The organism is Planococcus sp. TJ-301, from assembly GCF_058268475.1.
The window spans coordinates 522,690-542,757 of sequence record NZ_JBZDOH010000001.1 but is presented as its reverse complement, the minus strand read 5'-3'; the positions used below and the strand labels follow the sequence as shown (position 1 = coordinate 542,757).

The following is a 20,068-nucleotide window of genomic DNA, read 5'->3' as shown; positions in this document are numbered from 1 at the left end:
AGTGTTTTAAAAATGAAAGTTCTTATTCAAACGGAATATTTCACATTGAAAGAAATGGCTGATGGTGTGTTTGCGGCCATTGCAAAACCTGGAAACGGAGCATGGAGCAATGCTGGATTTGTGGATCTCGGAACCGAACTGCTTGTTTTTGATGCTTTCAATACGCCTTCTGCGTCTCGGGAACTTAAAAATCAAGCAGAAAAACTGACAGGAAAAAAAGTAACATACCTCGTCAACAGCCATTTTCATGGCGATCACGTATTCGGCAATCAAACCTTTAAAGAACAAGTGATTATTTCCACGACAACAACGAAAGAATGGATCAATGAAAAAAATGCAATCGGCGATATGGATAAAGAACGCCAAGAAACAGAACAATATTTAAAGGATCTCGTTCAGCAAATTTCAGTTGAAGAAAACGCTGCAATAAAAAGCAGTTTAACAAATCAGTTTTTGGAAATGACAAAGTTGTTGGATGAACTTCCAAATTTGGAGCTGGTATTGCCGTCCCTTACTTTCGAAAAAACCTTAAAAATTCATGGAACTGTGCGTGATGTTGAATTGCACTGCCTAGGCGGAGGCCATTCTGTGAGTGATGCATTCCTGTATGTTCCACAGGAAAACGCTGCATTTATGGGGGATTTAATTACCGAGGATTTGCATTTGCCTATTTATAACCCTGATGCGTTTCTAGCTATTCTTGAACGCGTTAAAACCATGGACATTGTGTCTATTTTGCCAGGGCACGGGGAAGTGGGTACCGGCAAACAGATTGATGCCATGATTGAATATGTGTCCATGCTGATTGATGCTGGCAAAGGAGCGCATTATTCTGCTATTTCTTTGGAAGATTTCCTAAATGGCTTCATTCCCCCTGAAGATTATATAAAATGGAAGGGGGTACAGGGTATCAGGCGTAATCTCGCCACGGTTTACAATTTCTATGCGCACACAATTTGACGGCTATGGGATAAAGCTTTGATTTTCGTCAGGAAAAGGGACTAGCGCAACAGAATCTATAGTAGATAAAACAATGAGGAGGCAGATCTATGCCAAGCATCTTTCATGAGATTTACATTGAAGCGCCTATCAGCATTTGCTTTGATCTTGCAAGGGATGTCGATGTCCATATGGAAACTGCATCCCACACGAAAGAAAAGGCAATTGCGGGAGTGACGTCAGGAGGGATGGAAAAAGGAGACGAAGTGACTTGGGAAGCTACCCACTTTGGAAGGAAGCAACAACTGACGGCCAAAATAATCGAGATGGAAGAACCTTACAGGTTCACAGATTCAATGGTCAAAGGAGCGTTCCATTCGTTTATCCACACGCACGAGTTTTCGGAAAGCGGAAGCGGCACAATTATGAAAGACAGATTTGTCTACAGGTCCCCGTTAGGCATACTTGGTATACTGGCGGATAAATTGTTTTTGGAAAAATACATGGAACGTTTTATTGTGAATCGTGCGATTGCGTTAAAGAACATGGCAGAAGAAAAGGGAAGTTGACGGAGAAATCAGGTTTTATCAATCTTACTGCTGCATTAAATAATAACCGTTCCCAAAGTTAGAGAAAATGCGGTTTTGATAAAAAATGTTAACGCTCGAACGATTTCCAGACTTCCGGCAGCAGCATTGTGATTTCATGTGCCAGCATCGTATGGGCAGAACGCGTTTCAATCCATTTATCCGCGCACGCACCGTGAAGATAGACGGCATTTAATACCGCATGCCGCCAATTATCGTGGCAGCACAACATTCCCAAAATCATGCCCGTCAGCGTATCCCCAGTGCCCCCTTTAGACAAAGCAGCGTTGCCGGTCGGATTGATGCGGACGCCGCCTTCCGGAAAAGCGATGACTGTGTGGCTCCCTTTCAAGACGATTGCGACACCCCATTGTTTGGCAAAAGAAACGGCATGGAAAACACGGTTTTCCGCCAAATCCTCTTTGCCGACGCCGGTGATCCGCGAAAATTCGCGCGGGTGGGGGGTAAGTATGACCGGCGCTTGCCTTTTCGGGTAGCTTCGCATCGACAACGCCCCGGCGTCAAGCACCAGCGGACAAGGGCTGGCAAGCAAGGCCTGGACCGCTTTCTCCGTTACATCGTCTGGATGGATGCCAGGACCCACAGCAATCGCCCGGTACCTTTCCAGTTCCACTTCACCAGTTCCTACTTTCTTCAGCCCTTCGCGCAAATAAATCGATTCCGGCAACGCAGAAACGACACCGTTGATGACTTCTGGATGGGTGCCGATTTCCAGTTTCCCGACACCGCTCCGCATCGCTCCAAGGCCGGCCAACAATGCCGCACCGGGCATATCGCGTGTGCTCGCGAGCAGCAACGCAGTTCCGAATGTTCCTTTATGCCCGCCATCATCTCTTGTGGGCAGCGTGGCGCTGACATCTTGCGCGGTCCAAAATAACCGCTGTCCATCCTGTATCGGCATAACAAATCCTCCTATCGGTGGCAAAGCCGTTATTTTACGCGGAATTAATGGTAGAATATTCTTGCTATTGATTATCGCATACATAAGGGGGAATAGACATGGTCCAACAAATGAACAGCCGCATCTACCTAATTGACGGCTATGATATGGGCATTAAAGAACGTACCGGTACTTACGTCATTGCAGAAGACGAGCTGACGCTCATCGATACCGGCGCCAGTCCATCGGTTCCATATATTAAACAAGGGCTTAGCGAACTTGGCTATACGCTCGACCAAGTAAAATACATCATCGTCACCCATGTCCATTTGGATCATGCCGGCGGGGCCGGCTTGCTTCTGCAAGATTGCCCAAATGCCAAAGTGGTTGTCCATCCTAAAGGCGCACGGCATTTAGCGGACCCCAGCAGGCTGATTGCCGGAGCGCGGATGGTATACGGCGAGCAATTTGATCTTTTGTTCGATCCAATCGTTCCAGTGCCGGAAAACCGGCTGATTGAAAAAACAGAAGGCGGCAAATTGGAAATCGGTCCCGCTTGCACGCTCGAATTTTGGGATACACCGGGGCATGCCAAGCACCATTTTGGCATCTATGATTCCGTAAGTAACGGCATGTTCGCCGGGGATACAGTAGGCATTCGCTACCAGCAGCTCGTCCCGGACGGCATCCCTCTGTTTCTCCCTTCGACATCGCCTAACCAATTCGATCCCGCTGCCATGCAGGTGGCAATCGACCGTTTCCAAGCAGCGAATTTCGATGCGATCTTTTACGGCCATTACGGCATGACTTCGGAACCGAAAGAAGCGCTGCGCCAAGCAGGCGAATGGTTGGTGGAATTTCTCGAAGAGGCGGAAGAGGCATTTGCCAAACAGCAAAGTCCGCAAGACCTTGCTGCCCGTTTGCAGGAAATGGTCCGAACACATCTAAGATCGCTGGGCGTCCCGGACAATCACGAAGTTTACGGGATCATCAAAGTCGACATGGAAGTCAGTGCCATGGGCTTGCTGGATTATCTGTCAAAATAAAATCAATAAACTTGCAACTTGCAAGTTTATTGATATAAGAAATGTATAGCTATCAAAAAAACACTAAGAGTACAGCGTTGCAATTCCGTTTAAAGCGAAGCGAAGAGATATAAAATCAGAGCACAAAAAAACGGCACCCATGAAGGGTGCCGTTTTTTTGCATTACATGATTTCTTTTACATAAGTTTCGACTTCATCAGCAGTCGCCAAAGCCAAAATGCGCTCTGTGTGTGTCGCCATTTCGGCTTTCGACAATTTGCTGATTTGTTCACGCGCTTTCAAAATCGAAGAAGCACTCATCGAGAATTCGTCTAAGCCAAGCCCAAGCAGGATCGGGATAGCGATTTCATCACCAGCCATTTCGCCGCACATGCCAGCCCATTTTCCTTCTTTATGCGCTGCATCGATCACCATTTTAACCATCCGCAGAATCGCTGGATTATACGGCTGGTACAAGTACGAAACATTCTCGTTCATGCGGTCTGCCGCCATCGTATATTGGATCAAATCGTTCGTGCCGATCGAGAAGAAATCGACTTCTTTGGCGAACACATCAGCTATAACGGCAGTGGACGGAATTTCAACCATAATGCCGATTTCAATCGAATCACTGACATCGATGCTTTCTGCCGCCAGTTTTTCTTTTTCTTCCATAATCAATGCTTTCGCCGCCCTGAACTCTTCGAGCGTCGCAATCATCGGGAACATGATTTTCAGATTGCCGTGTACGCTTGACCGAAGAAGGGCACGCAGCTGCTTACGGAACATATCCGGCATTTCAAGGCACAGGCGAATCGCTCGAAGGCCTAAGAACGGATTCAATTCCTTCGGCAAATCCAAGTAGGTCAATTCCTTATCGCCACCGATATCCAGTGTGCGGACGACGGTTGGTTTGCCGTCCATCGCTTTCAGCACAGCCGAATAGGCTTCTACTTGTTCTTCTTCGGTAGGGAAGGCATCGCGTCCCATGTAAAGGAACTCGGTCCGGTAAAGGCCGATTGCTTCAGCACCGTTGTCGACAGCTCCAGTGGCATCTTTCGGCGTGCCGATATTGGCGCCGAGTTCAACCGGATGGCCGTCAGCCGTTACAGTCGCTTCGTTTTTCAATTTTGCCCATTCCGCTTTTTGGCGGTCATAGCTTGCTTTTTTCTCTTCATATTGTTTAATTGTAGCCGAGTCCGGATCGATAATCACAACGCCTTCAAGGCCATCTACAATGACGAACGTACCGTTTTCGATCGTTTCCATGACTTTCTTCGCACCGACTACGGCTGGGATTTCCAGTGTGCGGGCAAGAATTGCCGAGTGGGAAGTGCGTCCGCCGATATCGGTGATGAACCCTTTAACAAATTCAGGATTCAGTTGCACGGTATCGGATGGCGTCAAATCTTCCGCAAGGATGATCACTTCTTCCTTAATCAGGCTCGGGTTTTGGATTGTGACACCGAGCAGATGGGCGGTGACACGTTTTGTCACATCCCGGATATCCGCTGCACGTTCTTTCATGTAATCGCTGTCCATCGCTTCGAACATCGCGATGAACATATCTGACGTTTCTTTCAACGCGAATTCAGCATTGACCTTATCGGATTTAATTTTTTCAGTAATAGGACCGACCAATTCAGGATCGCTCAAGACCAGCAGGTGGGCGCCGAAGATGGCAGCCTCCTTATCGCTGATTTGTGCAGCTGTGCGTTCTTTGATCGTTTCGAGTTCAGCGCTTGCTTTTGAAAGAGCAGATTCGAAACGCAGCACTTCTTGATCGGCATCTTTAATCGTGATTTTTTCTACAGTTAAATCCGGAGTTTCCAGACGGAACGCTTTAGCAAGAGCGATGCCGTTTGAAGCCGCAATTCCGGAAAGGGTGCGTGTCATTAGTTAGAAAGCCCTTCGTTTTGCATCACTTCTGTGATTTGTGAGATGGCTTGTTCTTCGTCTTCACCGTCTGCGGCAATCGTGACGGTAGAGCCTGAAGAGACGCCTAGAGACATGACGCCTAAAATTGATTTCAAATTGACTTTCTTGCCATTGAATTCCATAGTGATGTCTGATTTGAATTTAGACAATGAACCGACCAAGGCTGATGCCGGGCGTGCGTGAATTCCTGCTTCATCAGTAATTACGAATTGTTTTTCTGTCATGTAAAATTCCTCCTAGTGTTTTTTGAATGCATTTAGCTGAATTCAAGTTTTATTATGAACGAATATGAATGAAATTTAAACTAAATGATTGTTTTTGATTGCTTATGGATGATTATGATTGATTTTGGAAGCGATTTCAAGTAATATCAATTTAACAAAAGGTTCAGTCATCAAAATGGCGGATTTTCAACCGTTGTTCAAGGATGGCTAAACGTGCCCCAGAACAATGCTGTTTTTTCTTGGCGGGGATCTATCAAAACAAAAAGCAGGTGATTGCATGCTGACAAACGAACGCCATGAATTCATCCTGAATCTGTTGGAACAAAAACAGACCATCAAAATTCAGGACATCGTGGACATGACCGAAGCGTCTGAATCGACAATACGCCGCGACTTGACCGTTTTAGAAAACCGCAACCAATTGGAGCGCGTATTCGGTGGAGCGGTGCTGCCAGGCCGCAATTTGTCGGAACCGACGATCAAGGACAAGTCCACCCGCAACTTGGAAGAAAAAGACAGCATCGCCAAACTGGCCGCTTCCTTTATACAGGACGGCGATAGTGTCTATTTGGATGCAGGCACAACGACTTTCCAAATGATCCGCTATTTGCAGGACAAGAATATCGTCGCTGTGACGAACGGCTTGACGCTCGTCGAAGCACTTAATGAGCAAGGAATCACGACGTACTTGACCGGAGGACTTTTAAAGCCCCGTACTGGTGCATTCATCGGTGCGCAGACGATCCAGTCATTGAAAAATTACCGTTTCGATCTCTGTTTCCTCGGCGTCAATGGTTTCCACCCGGAAATGGGCTACACCACACCCGACCCGGAAGAAGCAGCGGTCAAAAGGCTGGCCAGTTCCTTGGCGCGTGAAAGTTATGTCTTAGCGGATCATTCCAAAGCGGATAAAATCAGCTTCGCCAAAATTATGGAGCTGGACGAGGCGATCCTGATCACCGATTCAATCTCGAATGAGCTAAGGGAAGTGCTTGAAAATAAAACTACAGTAAAGGTGGGTACGCAATGATTTACACATGCACAATCACACCGTCACTGGATTATACCACTTATTTGCCGGACTTCACTGCAGGCAAGCTGAACCGTACCGATGAAGTGTATTATTACCCCGGTGGCAAAGGCATAAACGTTTCACGGGTTTTGAAGCGCCTAGGTGCTGACAATATAGCATTGGGCTTTACAGGCGGTTTTACTGGTCATTATATAGAAGAGTTCTTGAAAAACGAAGGGGTTGCAACCGATTTTATTGAAACCGAAGAAATCACGCGCATCAATGTCAAAATCAAGTCCGCGCAAGAAACGGAATTGAACGGACCGGGGCCGGAACTGGATTCTCTACAGCTGAACGAATTGAAGGACAAAGCCAAAAAAATGCAAAGGGGCGATTGGCTCGTGGTCGCAGGCAGCCTGCCCCTATCGATCCCTGATTCGTATTTTACGGATCTAGCGGAAAGTTGTCGAAAGCTCGATGTGAAATTCGTCCTCGATACGTCTGGACCGGCTTTAGCGAAACTGATCCAAAACGGGCCATTTCTCATCAAGCCCAATCAGGAAGAGCTCGGAGAATTGTTCGGGCGGCAAATCACCAGCATGGCTGAAGCAGCTTTTTATGCCAAAAAGTTAGTGCTATCAGGCGTTCAGCATGTCGTTGTTTCCATGGGAGGTGATGGCGCACTGCTTGCGACCCGCGAATTGCTGCTGCAGGCGAAAGCGCCGAAAGGCAAAGTTGTTAATACAGTAGGAGCGGGAGATTCACTGGTTTCCGGTTTTATCGCTTCTTATGCCGTGCATGGCGACGCCGAAAAGGCATTCCGCTATGGAGTAGCAAGCGGCAGCGCAACCGCTTTCAGTCCGGATCTTTGCACGAAAGACAAGGTTGATGCATTGCTCGAATTTGTAAAAGTCTATCCAATAAAAGAAGAGGGTGTGGAAAAATGAGAATCACACAATTATTGACAGAAGACACAATCATCCTGAATGTCGCGGCACGCACGAAACCGGAAGTAATGGCGGAATTGGCAGCACAGCTCGACCGCGCCGGCAAACTGAATAACCAGCAAGCTTTTCTCCAGGACATCATGGCGCGTGAAGGGCAAGGTACGACGGGCATCGGCGACGGCATAGCCATCCCGCATGCGAAATCCAAAGCAGTAAAGGCACCGTCCATTGCATTTGGCCGTTCCCACCAAGGCTTGGATTACGAATCGCTTGACGGCCAGCCTGCTCATCTGTTCTTCATGATTGCAGCAAGCGAAGGCGCGAATGACGACCATTTGGAAGCCTTATCGCGCCTCGCAACATTCTTGATGGACGAAAAATTCCGCACACGCATTCTGGAAGCCTCATCAAAAGAGCAAATTCTGCAGGCAGTGACCGACAAAGAAAACGAAGTAGATGGCCCTGCATCAACCAGCAGCCAGCCGGCAGCGGCTGGATCGAAACGCATCCTGGCTGTTACGGCTTGTCCGACCGGCATTGCCCACACATATATGGCGGCAGAAAAACTCAATGAACGAGCGAGAGAGCGCGGCATCGACATTAAAGTGGAGACAAACGGCTCAAGCGGCGTTAAAAACCGGCTGACGGATGCTGACATTGCAGCGGCGGATGCCATTATCGTAGCGGCTGACACGAAAGTTGAAATGGCGCGTTTTACTGGCAAGCCGGTCATCCAGACCGCTGTCGGCAAAGCCATTTACGAAACCGATAAATTGCTGGACCGTGCGTTAGCGGGCGAAGCACCTGTCTACCAGCACGACTCTTCAAATGACGAAGCGACCGAAGGCGGAGGCAAAGGTGGATTTTACAAGCATTTGATGAGCGGCGTTTCAAACATGCTGCCATTCGTCGTCGGCGGCGGGATCTTGATTGCGCTGTCGTTCTTCTGGGGCATCAATGCAGCTAATCCCGACAGTCCTGAATACAACGCGTTCGCAGCGATGCTCAGCACAATTGGCGGCGGCAAAGCGTTTTACTTGATGGTTCCTGTACTAGCCGGCTTTATCGCAATGAGCATCGCCGAACGCCCTGGTTTCGCTCCTGGTATGATCGGCGGATTGATTGCAACAACCGTCACCGGTGTTGAAGAAGCAAGCGGCGGTTCCGGATTCCTTGGTGGATTGATCGCCGGGTTCCTGGCAGGTTACGTCACGTTATTCGTCAAAAAAGCTTTCTCTGGTCTTCCGAACTCGCTTGAAGGTTTGAAGCCGGTGCTCTTTTATCCGGTGTTCGCTATTGCTATCACCGGGATCATTATGATGCTCGTCAACCCGCAGCTGACTAAAGTCTACACAGGGATTTCAAGTTTCCTTGAAAGCTTGGGCGGCACGAACTTGCTGCTGGTTGGATTATTGCTTGGCGGCATGATGGCGATCGACATGGGTGGCCCGATCAACAAAGCTGCTTATACATTCGGCTTGGCGATGCTGAGCGCGGAGAATTTCGTCTTCATGGCTGCGGTCATGGCAGCGGGCATGGTTCCGCCGCTTGGCCTGGCACTTGCGACGACGTTCTTCAAGAACAAATTCACGAAAACAGAGCGCGAAGCCGGCAAGACCGCTTACGTGCTGGGTGCCTGCTTTATCACAGAAGGCGTCATCCCGTTTGCGGCTGCTGACCCGGCGCGTGTCATTCCGGCTACCGTAGCCGGCGCATCAGTGACCGGAGCGCTTGTCATGCTGTTTGACATCGGGCTCCGCGCACCTCATGGCGGCGTATTCGTCATCGGCTTGGTGGATGGCGGAGCGATGAACATCGCGCTTTATGCACTTGCTATCTTGATCGGAGCGGCTGTCACGGCCACCGTCGCCGGGCTCCTCAAAAAGAAAATCGCTGTTCCAGTAGAAGCTTAGGCAAAACATAATTCCTGCCGCATCCGGAAATTCCCGGATGCGGCTTTTTAATGTTGGAAATAAAGAGGAATAAGCGCAGCAAAGACGAAATTAATAAAGGACAGCATAGCATCACAAAGAGTCAACTAGATGGGCAGCTGCAGACCAAGTAAGAGCGGAGCTTGGGGCAGACTCGGCAGGAGGGTGATGGCGGTGGAGCCGGAAAAAGAGCAAACGAAAGTGAAGTTGCTGGCTAGCTTGTTATGGCGATGGGTGTTGAACAACAGGGTTGTGGCAATTCTTTTGGTGTCGCTGCTGATCCTCTTGAATTTATTCCTATTGACGAAAGTCCTTTATTTAATGGAGCCGCTGAAAGGGTTTTTCAGTGCGATGGGGCTGCCGCTCGTCATGTCGGGCATCCTTTATTATTTGCTGAACCCGCTCATTGATTGGCTGGAGAAGAAGAATGTGCCGCGCATCACTGGAATTTTGCTGGTGTTTCTGGTGATGATTGGATTGATCGCTTGGGGAGTCGTCAGTTTGATCCCGATTATCCGTGAGCAGATCACCTCATTGATCCAGAACTTCCCGGCTTATCTAACCAGTTTCACTACCCAAGTCGATAGTTTGCTGCGGAGCGATGTGCTTTCCCGGCTACAGACGCAATTACTGGGTGATAGCGGGACGCTGGGCGAAACCGTCGCCGGGCAAGCGGAATCGATAATCGACGAGATGTTCGGCAACATCGGCAATATATTCGGTACGCTGACGTCGATTGTATTGGCGTTCATCACGACGCCATTCATCCTGTTTTACTTATTGAAAGACGGCCATAATTTGCCTTATCATATCATGAACCTCGTGCCATCCAAAATGCGGGAAAAAACATACATCTTATTGCGGGAGACGAATCTGCAGATTAGCCAGTATATACGGGGTCAATTGGTTGTGGCGTTTGCGGTCGGCGTCATGTTCTGGCTCGGCTTTGTCATTATTGGGATGGAATATGCCTTGATCCTCGGCATCATCGCCGGTGTCTTGAATTTGATTCCGTTTTTGGGTACGTTCATCGCCTTTTTCCCGATCGTCATTGTGGCGATTGTCGTCCATTCACCGATCATGCTCGCTAAGGTGCTCGTTGTGTTCACCATCGAACAAACCTTGGAAGGCCGGGTCATCCAGCCGCTGATCCTTGGCAGCAACTTGAATATCCACCCAGTGACAATCATTGCTGTGCTTTTGACTGCGGGAAATTTGTTCGGCATTCCAGGCGTCATTCTTGGCATTCCGGCATATGCCGTCATCAAAGTATTTCTGGTGCATTTGTTCCAGTGGTACCAAGCGTATACCGGGCTGTACGAAGATCACTTTAATCCCGCTCCGAAACCGCTCGTGTCAGCAAAGAAAAAGAAAAAGATGTTGGCGATTAAAAGGAAACTGCAATGATCGAGCATGTTTTTGCTAAAGAAATCATCTTGTTTTGAATCGAATCCATCCCCTAGGAGGTTTTAAAATGGTAGTGGAAGCGAAGCCGAAATTTTTCATGAAAGTGAACGAGGCATTCAGCAACAGGGACATCGATTTTATCGCAAATGTGGTGGCTGATGATGTGGTGTGGACGCTGCACGGCAAAAAAACGCAAGGCAAAGATGCGTTTATCGATTACATGAAAATGATGGACATGGAAAGCGGGCTTGGGACGGAGTTGACGATCGACACCTTACTGACGGACGGCTCGGAGGCGGTTGTCAAAGGCAAAATGACCTTCAATACGTCGACGGGCGAAGAAAAGACATACTTGTACTGCGACATTTACCAATTGCACGAGACGGAAGAAAAAATTCAGGATCTGACGTCTTTTATCATAGCGTTGAATGAATAGGAAATGAAGGGAATTTCGAAGTGAAGTTATGGTAAGATAGGAAAAGGCAATTGAAAAGGGAACTCAAGGGTGGTCGGCCATCCCCGGAAGAAAGGGGGTGGTGCGAATGACAGTTTTCGAAGCATTGATGTTTGCGGTAACGTTTGCAAGCTTGGTGCTCGCAGTGACGTCATTTAACCAAAAAAAATAACCCGCCCTTGAGTTGACTGCTCAGCGGGTTATTCCTTATGAAGTAACCTAGAGGCTGATCTCCCTTGGGAGGACCTATTGATTGCTTGCCGACGGTGTTAGCGCACCGGCGGTTTTTTTTTGCTCTTTATAGATACTATATACCTCGCTCATTAATATTTCAAGCTGTCTGCATCTTTGCGTTTCGCTGAAAGTTCCGGCACAATGGATTTATCTGATAATGGGAGGGGAATGGCTATGGCACAATCATTGGCAGGGAAAATCGCATTCATAACCGGAGCGGGGAAAGGCATCGGACGGGCTGCAGCATTAGCGCTCGCAAAAGAAGGGGTGCATGTCGGCTTGATTGCGCGCACTGAACAAGATCTTAAGGATACAGCAAGGGATGTTGCTGCTCAAGGCGTTAAAACGGCTTACGCGGTAGCAGACGTCTCGAATCTTGAACAAGTCGAGGGTGCCATTGCAAAATTGGCGAAAGAACTGGGTTCTGCCGATATCTTGATCAATAATGCGGGCATTGGCAAATTCGGGCCCCTGCTGGAAATTCCGCCGGAAGACTGGAAAAAAGTCATCGACGTCAATTTGATGGGCATGTTCTACGTCACGCGCACAGTACTGCCTCAATTGATCGAAAAAAACGGCGGCGACATCGTCAATATTTCTTCAATGTCCGGAGTCAAAGGCTCTGCAGGGTCAAGTGCATATAGTGCGTCGAAATTCGGCGTTCTCGGTTTGACGGAATCGTTGTCCCAGGAAGTGCGCAAACACAATATCCGCGTATTTGCGCTGACGCCAAGCCGCGTCATCACGGATTTTGGCGGCAGCAGCTCAAAGCCTGCCGGAAGCGATGAGAAATTCATGCAGCCTGTGGATATTGCCGAGTACATTGTAGCCCAGTTGAAACTGCATCCACGCATATTCATTCCAACATCGAGCCAATGGGCAACCAATCCGTTCTGATAGGAGAACGGGGTGCATCATCAATTATTGGAGCAAACAAGGGAGGGCTTTAAGGAATGGTGAAATGGAAAGAGGAAATCATTATTGACAGCGATATCGAGAAAGTATGGCTGTTGTTCCAGGACCGCAGCGTCCAGAAAATCATGCCGAAGATCCACAGCCATGAACTCCTAGAAGGGCATGACGATCGAGTGGGAGCAAAACACAGCCAAAGCTATTACGAAGGCAAACAGCTCATGAGCTATGTGGTCGAAACAAAAGCATTCGCAGAAATGCCAGAGCTCAAAGAGCGCATGGTTGAGTTTTTGATGGGTCAGTCGATTCTCGTGAATTATTCCTATCGGCTTGAAAAACTGGAACCGGGGAAAACCCGTTTCATTTATTCGGGCTTCAATAAAGGGCTCACGGCCTCCGCTAAAATGATGCTCCTGGCAGGCAGCAAAAAAAGCCGGCTAGCGACAGCCCGGACGTTCATGGAGCGGGTCAAAAGCGAAGCAGAGAAAATAGAGTGAAAAAGCAATGAATAAAAGGGGGCAATGGGATGATTGAATGGAAGCAAAAGCGCATCATCGATGCCAATATCGAGACAGTGTGGGAATTGTTCAAAGACGACAATATCCAAAAAGTCATGCCAAAGCTGGAAAAGCACGAGCTCATCGAAAAACGGGAAGATGAAGTCGGCGCTAAGCATCAACAGACTTACCGCCAAGGCAGCCGGCTGGAGACGTATATTGTGGAAACTGTGGCGTATCAAGACACGCCGGATGAAAAAGTGAAGCAATTGCATTTTGTGCTCGCCAATTTATTCGAAGTCGATTTGCAGTTCCGTCTTCAGAAAATCAGTGAACAGCAAACCCGCTTTGTCTATGAAGGATCGAACCGCGGCACGAATCTCGTGGGGCGCACGATGCTGAAGATGGGCGGCACAAAAAGCAATATGGAAACCGTCAACGAGTTTATGGACTTGGTGGAATCGGAAGCGGTGAAAAAGGAGAAAAACCGATGAGGCAATGCCCAAACTGCCGAGGCGCAATGGCCGAAGATCTGCAGGTCACTGTGAAAGGTGCACTGTACGGCTTGAAAATCACCCAAAAAAAGCGCGGATTATTCAAAAACGCCACAGCTGAGCCGAAAGCTGCTGTTTGCAGCGGATGCGGAGCGGTGGCGTTTTATGTTGAAAACCCACAGGATTTCGGGGAATAATGATTAAAAAAACGTAAATGTACTAAACTACTTAAGGATAATACAATAAAAATCAAAAACGCAACAAAAAAAAGAATCAGAAAACACAAATGGGTTTTTAGCTGATTAGTGAAACCAAAAAGCCTTGGCGCCGTAATATAGAGAGAACTTCTAGGGGGAGATTTAATGATAGACATTAATGAGAAACACGAAACAGAACGCGTTAATCCGTTTACCGCGGTATGGCTGAGAACGCGCAAAGCTGCCCGCTTTGTTATTGAAGAAAAAACAACAGGATTCGCAATCATGCTCATAATGCTGTCAGGGATCGGCAGCGGGTTGATGGGGATGCAAAGTTCAGGGGGCGGCGCAGGAATGGCCGGCTGGCTGATTTTTTTGTTGTCGCTTATTATCGGGCCAGTGGTCGGATTAGCGAGTGCCGCCTTTTTGTCCGCATTGTATTTGCTTGTCGGTAAATTGTTCAAAGGGACAGCGACGTACATAGAAATGTTCAAAGCGGTTGCCGTTTCGATGATTCCGTATGTTTGGCTTGCACCGATTTTATTGGCATGGGCGACGATCGCGCCGGCTTCATATTTCGCTGATCCGCTTGCGGGCAACAGCACAGGGGAAGGGCTAGGGACGCTGATTGTGCTCGGAACGATCTCATTCGTCTTGTCAATCTGGGGTATCATCATCCAAAGCAAGGCAATTGGGGAAGCGCACCGGTTCAGTAGCTGGAAAGGCTTTGCAACGGTCGTGATCCCAGCGGTCGTGATCGGTGTGGTTGTCATAATAGTTGTTATCTTGTTTATCATATTGTTCGCTGCGGTATTGTAACGGAAAGGAAGGCTCAGGCTTTCTTTTTTTATGGAAAAAAATTGCACATGTAGATTATTACATAAGGTATTTATTGAATAAAATTCAAAACAAGCAAACAAGAAGGCAAACCGCAAAAACGCTCAGCTGCTTTGCGCACAGATTCAAGTGTAGCAAAACAGCGAACTGGAATCGATGATAAATAACCGTTCTTTTGGTAACAAAATTTATCGGCGCCTTCATAGTAGGGTGGCAGAAGGGAAGCGCTATAGCAGGTTATTTTTGCTATACTACAAGAAAGGACTTAGTATTCTGTTAATTAGGAGCGAAGTTAAGTGGCTTACCACTGTGTGGCCGATTAATTGATTTTGGCATCCATGAGCGTTTACGCGTGCTCATTAAATTTTATAGACGTTCAACAACATTTACGCACGTTCAGAAGAATTAATGCACGTTTAAAAGAAATTACGAGCGTTCAGAAGAATTAATGCACGTTTAAAAGAAATTACGAGCGTTCAGAAGATTACTGTGTAACGGAGGTGGAACAATGGTCTATTTGCGTATTTTCATTGAAATAATGCTCATCCTGCTGTTTATTTTCTATGTCAGCGGCAGGTTGATCGGCTCTAAGGTTCATGTTGTCAAACGCATGCTTTCGGTGATGTTAGGCGTCAGCCTGACATCGCTCGTGTACTGGTATTCCTATCTGCGTTTTACAGACTATTTCGAGCAGGGCTTTTTATCCGCTGTGACCGATGCCAGTACGATTATTTGGATCGGCAGCATGCTGATGATTTCGATGCTGTTCTACTTGTTCTTCGAGCTTTTTGAAGGGAACGGTTTCGGCGGCAGCGGAGGGTCGCTCACGAGCCGCGTGTTTTTCGTGAAACGCTTGCTGCATCTTTGGCGCCGCCAGAAGCGTTTAAGCAAAGTACTCGAAGTTGCAGTGAAAAACGGCATCTCCAGCACGTTCCACTTCGCGCGCCACCGCGAAAACGAACGGCAATTGGCTATCGCTTTGCGCAAGACGCTCGAGCAAAGCGGCGGCATTTTCATTAAATTCGGCCAAGCGCTGTCGACACGCTCCGATTTGTTCCATCCCGTGTTCATCGAAGAGCTCGGGAAACTGCAGCAGGACGTCGTGCCGCTATCCGCCAAGCAAGTAAAGGAAGTTCTCCATAAAGCGCTGCCAGAGACATTCGACGAGGTATTCGAGTCTTTTGATATGGAACCATTGGCCGCAGGATCAATCGGCCAGGTACACCGAGCCGTGCTGCGGAAAAACCGCGATGAAGTAGTGGTAAAACTGCTGCGGCCGGACGTCTCAACGATTATGCGCGACGATTTGGACATTCTCGTAGAGTTTGCTGAATGGGTGGCGATGAAATCGAGTTGGGCTTCAACAATTGGATTCCGGGAGCTCGCCATCGGATTCGCCAACGCATTGCGGGAAGAAATCGATTTTGAAATTGAAATCCGCAACACAATCCAAATCGGCAATATAATGGAGAAAAGCCCATACACCGTGAAAGTACCTTATGTTTACCGTGAATACAGCAATTATAATTTAATCGTCCTCGAGTATTTTAAGGGCAAGAGCATTCCAAAAGGCAAAGAGGTGTTCGAGCAGTTCCAAGTTCCGCCGCGCGATTTTTCCAGAACGGTGCTGTTCTCATATTTGGAACAAATGCTGTTCGCCGGCATTTTCCATGCGGATCCGCATCCAGGCAACATCTTTATCGACAGCAGGGACGGCTTGCCGGTGCTGCTGGACTTCGGGGCAGTCGGCCGCTTGGCGAAAGTGCAGCAGGAAGCATTGAATTTATTCGTCATCGGCGTGCAGCAAAACGATGCGGAAATCATCTATGACGCTGTCACGAACCTTGTTGAAGACAGCAAGGATATCGACCGCCAAAAGTTCGAACAGGCGATCGGGCAGATCTTGCTGCGTGTTTCGTATGTCGATCGCATCTCGACTGATGAGCTGATCCATTCCATTTTTAACGTCGTGCGAAATTTCGGATTGTCGTTTTACCCGTCAGTCGGCATCGCGCTGCGGGCATTGGTTACGCTCGACGGCACCTTGCACACAATCGATCCTGGATTCGATATGTTCACCGAAGCGAAAACATTCGCAAAAGAGACGAAAACCGCTATTTTGAAAAAGCCGTTCCGCGAACCTCGTGAAGTCAAAGAACGATTTGAAGAAGAACTGGCTCTTGTCCTACCGGAGTTGAAGAAATTGCCGAAACGCATGGACCATCTCCTTCGCCGGGTGGAGGGAGGGCGCATCATTTTGCATCACGACATCTTTTCGGACAAATCGAATGCCCATTTCGTTGCGTTGATGTTTTCCCGCTTCATCCTGCTGATGACAGGCATTACGTTCGGCATCGTGTCGTCCGCCTTGCTGGCGATTGCCCAGTTCATCGATACGGTGTACGCAGTGTACTTGAATACAGCAGCCTATACCGGCTTGTTCCTATGCGTGATTCTTTTGGTGAGGCTGTCGATCCAAGCTGTCCGGGATATGAAAAACGACCGCCTGTAGGGATTGGTGCTGGATGATGTCAATAAAACCTTAGCAAAGCGCATTCCCTTGAATGCGTTTTTTAGTTGCCAAAGTCAACCATATTAAGTATTATAAAAGAAATGGATTTTTCAGAAAATTACTGTGGGGGTTTACTGATGAATAACTTAAAACAAGTCGAGGAAATCCGGAAATTCAACCGTTTTTATGCAAATGTTCTTGGCAAAATCGACCAAGAAATCTACCAGCAGCCGTATCCGTTGGCCGAAGCGCGCGTTATATCGGAACTCCATGCGCAAAAAGGCGCGACGGCTTCTGAAATACGCGAAAAATTGGGGCTAGATCGAGGCTATATCAGCCGCATGCTGCAAAAGTTCGAAGACAGCGAATTGATTTTCAAGAAGCAATCTGCCGATGACAAACGCCGCATTTTGCTGGGATTGACCGATAAAGGCGAAGAAATTCACCAGCAGCTCGTGGAAAATGCCAATCAAGGCATCAGCAAGATGGTCGCTACGCTGCCAGAGCGCGATTTAATGAAGCTGACCGCCGCTATGGCCACGATTGAAAGCCTACTGCAGCCTCAGCAAGCACCTAATAAAATTATCATCCGGCCATATGGGCCTGGCGACGCCGGTTACATCGCGCATCTGCACGGTACGCTGTATGGCAATACACATCAATTCAGCCATGTCTTTGAATTCTATGTAGTCAAAGGGTTAGCTGATTTTATGGCAAATCCAACTGGCGGGCAGTTGTGGATCGCTGAAGTGGACGGTGAAGTTGCCGGATCCATAGCAATTGCAAAAGCTGGAGACGAGACTGCACAATTGCGTTGGTTTATTTTAGATGAACAGTTCCAAGGTCTAGGCATCGGGAAAATGCTGATGGAGACAGCAATCGAATTTTGCCGCGAGCAAGGCTATCAGCATGTATTCCTGTGGACGGTCAATATATTGGAAGCCGCACGTTATCTGTATACCAAATACGGATTCAAGCTAACCGAGGAAAAAACGAATACGGATTGGACTGCAGACGCGTTGACTGAAGAACGCTGGGATCTGGAGTTGGAACCCGTTATGAAAAATGAATAAAGCATGGTGCACAGGAAGCTGCGTGCACAGTAAATAGCAGATACGCGCAAATAAGATGCGAAATCGTGTTAAAGAGCGCGAAAAGACAGAAGAAGGAGCCATTCAGAAAGGCCCTTAATTCGATAAAAATATTTTAGTTGACATAATATAAATTATCGGAAGTAGTGTTTCATTCAATAAGTATACTCATGACAGTGAGACGAAACGCATTTTTCGGTCCAAATCCGGCTTTTTGGCGCTGTTGCGTAGTTTCACCGTTTTATGTGTGCTACAGCATATTTCATTAAAATGAATCAGCAGCTTTTAAAATTACTGCGCAGGATTCACAGCGCTGGAAATTGCTTTAGTGAAAAACAAAAGCATCCGAACAGCGCAATTTATAAATGCGTCGTTCGGATGTTTTTTTATATACATTTAATTTCAATCCATATAAAAACTCATCTTGGCTGATGATCCATGCCAATCTTACTTATTCACTACATCACCAGCAAATTCCATCGATGCCCATCCAAATCGCAAAATCCCGCTCCGTACATGCCGTTTCGTTCTCCCGGCTCTGCAAAAATGATGCCACCGGCCGCAGCTGCTTTGTGGACCAACTCCTGCACTTCATCTTCATTTTCCACTGAAATGGAAATCAAAATCTCCGTGCTCATTGCGGTATCCGCAATGGTGTTGTTTGTGAACGATATAAATGTCTCTTCCGGAAACAGCATGACCATGGCATTGTGGCTGCCAATGACGACACCAGCCATCGTATCGCTGTCCGAAAACCGTTCATTGAGCCTGAACCCAAGCGCTTTAAAAAAGCCTTTCGATTTTACCAAATCTGTCACCGGCAGATTGATCCAGCATTCCTTCACCATTGCAATTCCTCCTCGATTGGGTAGCTGTCCCGTTCAACAAGCTGTATTACAGCCATTATAAAGCCTCTTGGGAGTTATTGCCACACGATTTTTGCGCTGCCTCCTCCCTCGTGCGTTGCGATCTATCGCAATATAAGGATTACTTAAACTCCGTTCTCCAGCTAGCCTTTGATAATAAGAAACTATCGATTCTTGCTGACGCGAATAAAATATGCTGAAATACCACCGGGTTTAATTAAAAAATACTATTAAATCTTGCTGCAAGAACTTTTGCTTCTGTTTCTGGAAAACCGCTCTTTGCATTTATACCAATCTATTATATATTATGCGTATTAACGCAAAAAGAAAGTGATGAACATGTCCTTTACGACGTAACTCATTGAACTGATTACCCAGCATGATGGATTGATTCTGATCCGTGATTGAAAGCCAGCGGCCATTCAGTGTCATTTTAGGCTCAAGAAGGACTAATTGAATGCGTCAGTCACTGTGTCTATAGATCTCCTTAGGAATTTGAAGATAACCTGCATATGTTGCCGGGGCTGAGTCCTCAAGTGATCTTTTCTCATGAAATTAAACTTTGATACAGAAGGAGAGAAAACCATGGAAAAAAACAAATTACTACGAATGGATAATGTCGGCATCGTTGTAGAATCCCTTGATAACGCAATCTCTTTCTTCGAGGAAATCGGCTTGAATCTTGAAGGGCGAGCCACTATCGAAGGTGAATGGGCGGGTCGCGTAACCGGATTAGATTCTCAGAACGTAGAGATTGCTATGATGGTTACCCCGGATGGCCACAGCCGACTTGAACTTTCGCGATTTATCACCCCGCCTACTATATCAGATCACCGGACCGCTCCTGTAAATGCCCTTGGTTATCTACGTGTCATGTTTGCCGTTGAAGACATTGACGAAATGGTATCCAGACTCACGAAGCACGGTGCACAGCTCGTTGGTGAAGTGGTTCAGTACGAAGACGCGTATCGGCTTTGTTATATTCGTGGAACCGAAGGAATCCTAATCGGTTTGGCGGAGCAACTCGGTATCAATTAAGCAAGTGGCGTTTTACAAAAAGCCT

20 protein-coding genes are annotated in these 20,068 nt (G+C 47.5%); 16 read left to right on the top strand and 4 right to left on the bottom strand.

Annotation, left to right across the window (positions count from 1 at the left end; translation table 11 throughout):
* The first annotated feature begins 12 nt into the window (after window positions 1-12).
* Both AC4EHJ_RS02730 and AC4EHJ_RS02725 read left to right on the top strand, forming a co-directional pair.
* On the top strand, window positions 13-960 hold the full coding sequence (locus tag AC4EHJ_RS02730) for an MBL fold metallo-hydrolase (protein ID WP_490974055.1): 948 nt from the start codon (window positions 13-15) through the stop codon (window positions 958-960).
* Between the two features lie 89 nt (window positions 961-1,049).
* Entirely contained in the window at window positions 1,050-1,508 is a 459-nt protein-coding gene (locus tag AC4EHJ_RS02725) for an SRPBCC family protein (protein ID WP_490974054.1), read from the top strand.
* 88 nt (window positions 1,509-1,596) lie between these two features.
* On the opposite strand, the gene AC4EHJ_RS02720 is transcribed toward AC4EHJ_RS02725, so the two are convergent.
* Window positions 1,597-2,448 carry an NAD(P)H-hydrate dehydratase gene (locus AC4EHJ_RS02720; RefSeq protein WP_490974053.1) on the bottom strand — a complete coding sequence of 284 codons (852 nt, stop codon included), beginning with the start codon at window positions 2,446-2,448 and terminating at the stop codon, window positions 1,597-1,599.
* A 98-nt stretch (window positions 2,449-2,546) separates the two neighbouring features.
* Between AC4EHJ_RS02720 and AC4EHJ_RS02715 the strand changes: the two genes are divergently transcribed.
* Window positions 2,547-3,473 (top strand): MBL fold metallo-hydrolase, encoded by a 927-nt coding sequence (locus tag AC4EHJ_RS02715; RefSeq protein WP_490974052.1) that lies wholly within the window; start codon window positions 2,547-2,549, stop codon window positions 3,471-3,473.
* A 162-nt stretch (window positions 3,474-3,635) separates the two neighbouring features.
* Here the strand turns inward: AC4EHJ_RS02715 and ptsP are convergent, their stop codons facing one another.
* Complete coding sequence (gene ptsP / locus AC4EHJ_RS02710) at window positions 3,636-5,348, bottom strand: phosphoenolpyruvate--protein phosphotransferase (RefSeq protein ID WP_490974051.1); 1,713 nt, start codon at window positions 5,346-5,348, stop codon at window positions 3,636-3,638.
* Window positions 5,348-5,614 (bottom strand): phosphocarrier protein HPr, encoded by a 267-nt coding sequence (locus tag AC4EHJ_RS02705; protein ID WP_490974050.1) that lies wholly within the window; start codon window positions 5,612-5,614, stop codon window positions 5,348-5,350. Before AC4EHJ_RS02705 ends, ptsP begins: the two co-directional genes overlap by 1 nt.
* A 277-nt stretch (window positions 5,615-5,891) precedes the next feature.
* On the opposite strand from AC4EHJ_RS02705, the gene AC4EHJ_RS02700 reads away from it, so the two are divergent.
* The 12 genes from AC4EHJ_RS02700 to AC4EHJ_RS02645 all read left to right on the top strand — a co-directional run bounded on the left by AC4EHJ_RS02700 (window position 5,892) and on the right by AC4EHJ_RS02645 (window position 18,121).
* Window positions 5,892-6,644: a DeoR/GlpR family DNA-binding transcription regulator gene (locus tag AC4EHJ_RS02700; protein WP_490974049.1), complete on the top strand. Its 753-nt coding sequence runs from the start codon at window positions 5,892-5,894 to the stop codon at window positions 6,642-6,644.
* Entirely contained in the window at window positions 6,641-7,573 is a 933-nt protein-coding gene (pfkB, locus tag AC4EHJ_RS02695; protein WP_490974048.1) for a 1-phosphofructokinase, read from the top strand. Before AC4EHJ_RS02700 ends, pfkB begins: the two co-directional genes overlap by 4 nt.
* Window positions 7,570-9,486: a PTS fructose transporter subunit IIABC gene (locus AC4EHJ_RS02690; RefSeq protein ID WP_490974047.1), complete on the top strand. Its 1,917-nt coding sequence runs from the start codon at window positions 7,570-7,572 to the stop codon at window positions 9,484-9,486. Before pfkB ends, AC4EHJ_RS02690 begins: the two co-directional genes overlap by 4 nt.
* 186 nt (window positions 9,487-9,672) lie before the next feature.
* Window positions 9,673-10,911 carry an AI-2E family transporter gene (locus AC4EHJ_RS02685; protein WP_490975606.1) on the top strand — a complete coding sequence of 413 codons (1,239 nt, stop codon included), beginning with the start codon at window positions 9,673-9,675 and terminating at the stop codon, window positions 10,909-10,911.
* Window positions 10,912-10,978: 67 nt separating this feature from the next.
* Entirely contained in the window at window positions 10,979-11,347 is a 369-nt protein-coding gene (locus tag AC4EHJ_RS02680; protein WP_490974046.1) for a nuclear transport factor 2 family protein, read from the top strand.
* Between the two features lie 426 nt (window positions 11,348-11,773).
* The gene (locus AC4EHJ_RS02675; RefSeq protein WP_490974045.1) at window positions 11,774-12,496 is read left to right on the top strand and encodes a 3-ketoacyl-ACP reductase; all 723 of its coding nucleotides are present in this window, start codon (window positions 11,774-11,776) and stop codon (window positions 12,494-12,496) included.
* Between the two features lie 56 nt (window positions 12,497-12,552).
* Window positions 12,553-13,008 (top strand): SRPBCC family protein, encoded by a 456-nt coding sequence (locus AC4EHJ_RS02670; RefSeq protein ID WP_490974044.1) that lies wholly within the window; start codon window positions 12,553-12,555, stop codon window positions 13,006-13,008.
* 29 nt (window positions 13,009-13,037) lie between these two features.
* Complete coding sequence (locus tag AC4EHJ_RS02665) at window positions 13,038-13,502, top strand: SRPBCC family protein (protein WP_490974043.1); 465 nt, start codon at window positions 13,038-13,040, stop codon at window positions 13,500-13,502.
* Entirely contained in the window at window positions 13,499-13,699 is a 201-nt protein-coding gene (locus AC4EHJ_RS02660; protein WP_490974042.1) for a hypothetical protein, read from the top strand. Before AC4EHJ_RS02665 ends, AC4EHJ_RS02660 begins: the two co-directional genes overlap by 4 nt.
* Before the next feature lie 165 nt (window positions 13,700-13,864).
* Window positions 13,865-14,518, top strand: coding sequence for a YIP1 family protein (locus tag AC4EHJ_RS02655; RefSeq protein ID WP_490974041.1), 654 nt, complete (start codon window positions 13,865-13,867; stop codon window positions 14,516-14,518).
* A gap of 526 nt (window positions 14,519-15,044) precedes the next feature.
* On the top strand, window positions 15,045-17,048 hold the full coding sequence (locus AC4EHJ_RS02650; protein WP_490974040.1) for an ABC1 kinase family protein: 2,004 nt from the start codon (window positions 15,045-15,047) through the stop codon (window positions 17,046-17,048).
* 137 nt (window positions 17,049-17,185) lie between these two features.
* A complete protein-coding gene (locus tag AC4EHJ_RS02645) occupies window positions 17,186-18,121 on the top strand; it encodes a bifunctional helix-turn-helix transcriptional regulator/GNAT family N-acetyltransferase (RefSeq protein WP_490974039.1) in 936 nt (311 codons plus the stop codon).
* 476 nt (window positions 18,122-18,597) lie between these two features.
* Here AC4EHJ_RS02645 and AC4EHJ_RS02640 read toward each other — a convergent pair whose 3' ends face one another.
* Window positions 18,598-18,987 (bottom strand): VOC family protein, encoded by a 390-nt coding sequence (locus AC4EHJ_RS02640; RefSeq protein ID WP_490974038.1) that lies wholly within the window; start codon window positions 18,985-18,987, stop codon window positions 18,598-18,600.
* Window positions 18,988-19,590: 603 nt separating this feature from the next.
* Between AC4EHJ_RS02640 and AC4EHJ_RS02635 the strand changes: the two genes are divergently transcribed.
* Window positions 19,591-20,043, top strand: a complete 453-nt coding sequence (locus AC4EHJ_RS02635) for a VOC family protein (protein WP_490974037.1) — start codon at window positions 19,591-19,593, stop codon at window positions 20,041-20,043.
* Window positions 20,044-20,068: the final 25 nt, after the last annotated feature.

Excerpts from the sequence above, each read along its gene's own strand:
- AC4EHJ_RS02675 (WP_490974045.1), top strand. The coding sequence starts at position 11,774 with ATGGCACAATCATTGGCAGGGAAAATCGCATTCATAACCGGAGCGGGG.
- ptsP (WP_490974051.1), bottom strand. The coding sequence starts at position 5,348 with ATGACACGCACCCTTTCCGGAATTGCGGCTTCAAACGGCATCGCTCTT.
- AC4EHJ_RS02640 (WP_490974038.1), bottom strand. The coding sequence starts at position 18,987 with ATGGTGAAGGAATGCTGGATCAATCTGCCGGTGACAGATTTGGTAAAA.
- AC4EHJ_RS02725 (WP_490974054.1), top strand. The coding sequence starts at position 1,050 with ATGCCAAGCATCTTTCATGAGATTTACATTGAAGCGCCTATCAGCATT.
- AC4EHJ_RS02645 (WP_490974039.1), top strand. The coding sequence starts at position 17,186 with ATGAATAACTTAAAACAAGTCGAGGAAATCCGGAAATTCAACCGTTTT.
- AC4EHJ_RS02685 (WP_490975606.1), top strand. The coding sequence starts at position 9,673 with ATGGCGGTGGAGCCGGAAAAAGAGCAAACGAAAGTGAAGTTGCTGGCT.
- AC4EHJ_RS02730 (WP_490974055.1), top strand. The coding sequence starts at position 13 with ATGAAAGTTCTTATTCAAACGGAATATTTCACATTGAAAGAAATGGCT.
- AC4EHJ_RS02700 (WP_490974049.1), top strand. The coding sequence starts at position 5,892 with ATGCTGACAAACGAACGCCATGAATTCATCCTGAATCTGTTGGAACAA.
- AC4EHJ_RS02650 (WP_490974040.1), top strand. The coding sequence starts at position 15,045 with ATGGTCTATTTGCGTATTTTCATTGAAATAATGCTCATCCTGCTGTTT.
- AC4EHJ_RS02690 (WP_490974047.1), top strand. The coding sequence starts at position 7,570 with ATGAGAATCACACAATTATTGACAGAAGACACAATCATCCTGAATGTC.
- pfkB (WP_490974048.1), top strand. The coding sequence starts at position 6,641 with ATGATTTACACATGCACAATCACACCGTCACTGGATTATACCACTTAT.
- AC4EHJ_RS02715 (WP_490974052.1), top strand. The coding sequence starts at position 2,547 with ATGGTCCAACAAATGAACAGCCGCATCTACCTAATTGACGGCTATGAT.
- AC4EHJ_RS02665 (WP_490974043.1), top strand. The coding sequence starts at position 13,038 with ATGATTGAATGGAAGCAAAAGCGCATCATCGATGCCAATATCGAGACA.
- AC4EHJ_RS02655 (WP_490974041.1), top strand. The coding sequence starts at position 13,865 with ATGATAGACATTAATGAGAAACACGAAACAGAACGCGTTAATCCGTTT.
- AC4EHJ_RS02670 (WP_490974044.1), top strand. The coding sequence starts at position 12,553 with ATGGTGAAATGGAAAGAGGAAATCATTATTGACAGCGATATCGAGAAA.
- AC4EHJ_RS02720 (WP_490974053.1), bottom strand. The coding sequence starts at position 2,448 with ATGCCGATACAGGATGGACAGCGGTTATTTTGGACCGCGCAAGATGTC.
- AC4EHJ_RS02660 (WP_490974042.1), top strand. The coding sequence starts at position 13,499 with ATGAGGCAATGCCCAAACTGCCGAGGCGCAATGGCCGAAGATCTGCAG.
- AC4EHJ_RS02705 (WP_490974050.1), bottom strand. The coding sequence starts at position 5,614 with ATGACAGAAAAACAATTCGTAATTACTGATGAAGCAGGAATTCACGCA.
- AC4EHJ_RS02635 (WP_490974037.1), top strand. The coding sequence starts at position 19,591 with ATGGAAAAAAACAAATTACTACGAATGGATAATGTCGGCATCGTTGTA.
- AC4EHJ_RS02680 (WP_490974046.1), top strand. The coding sequence starts at position 10,979 with ATGGTAGTGGAAGCGAAGCCGAAATTTTTCATGAAAGTGAACGAGGCA.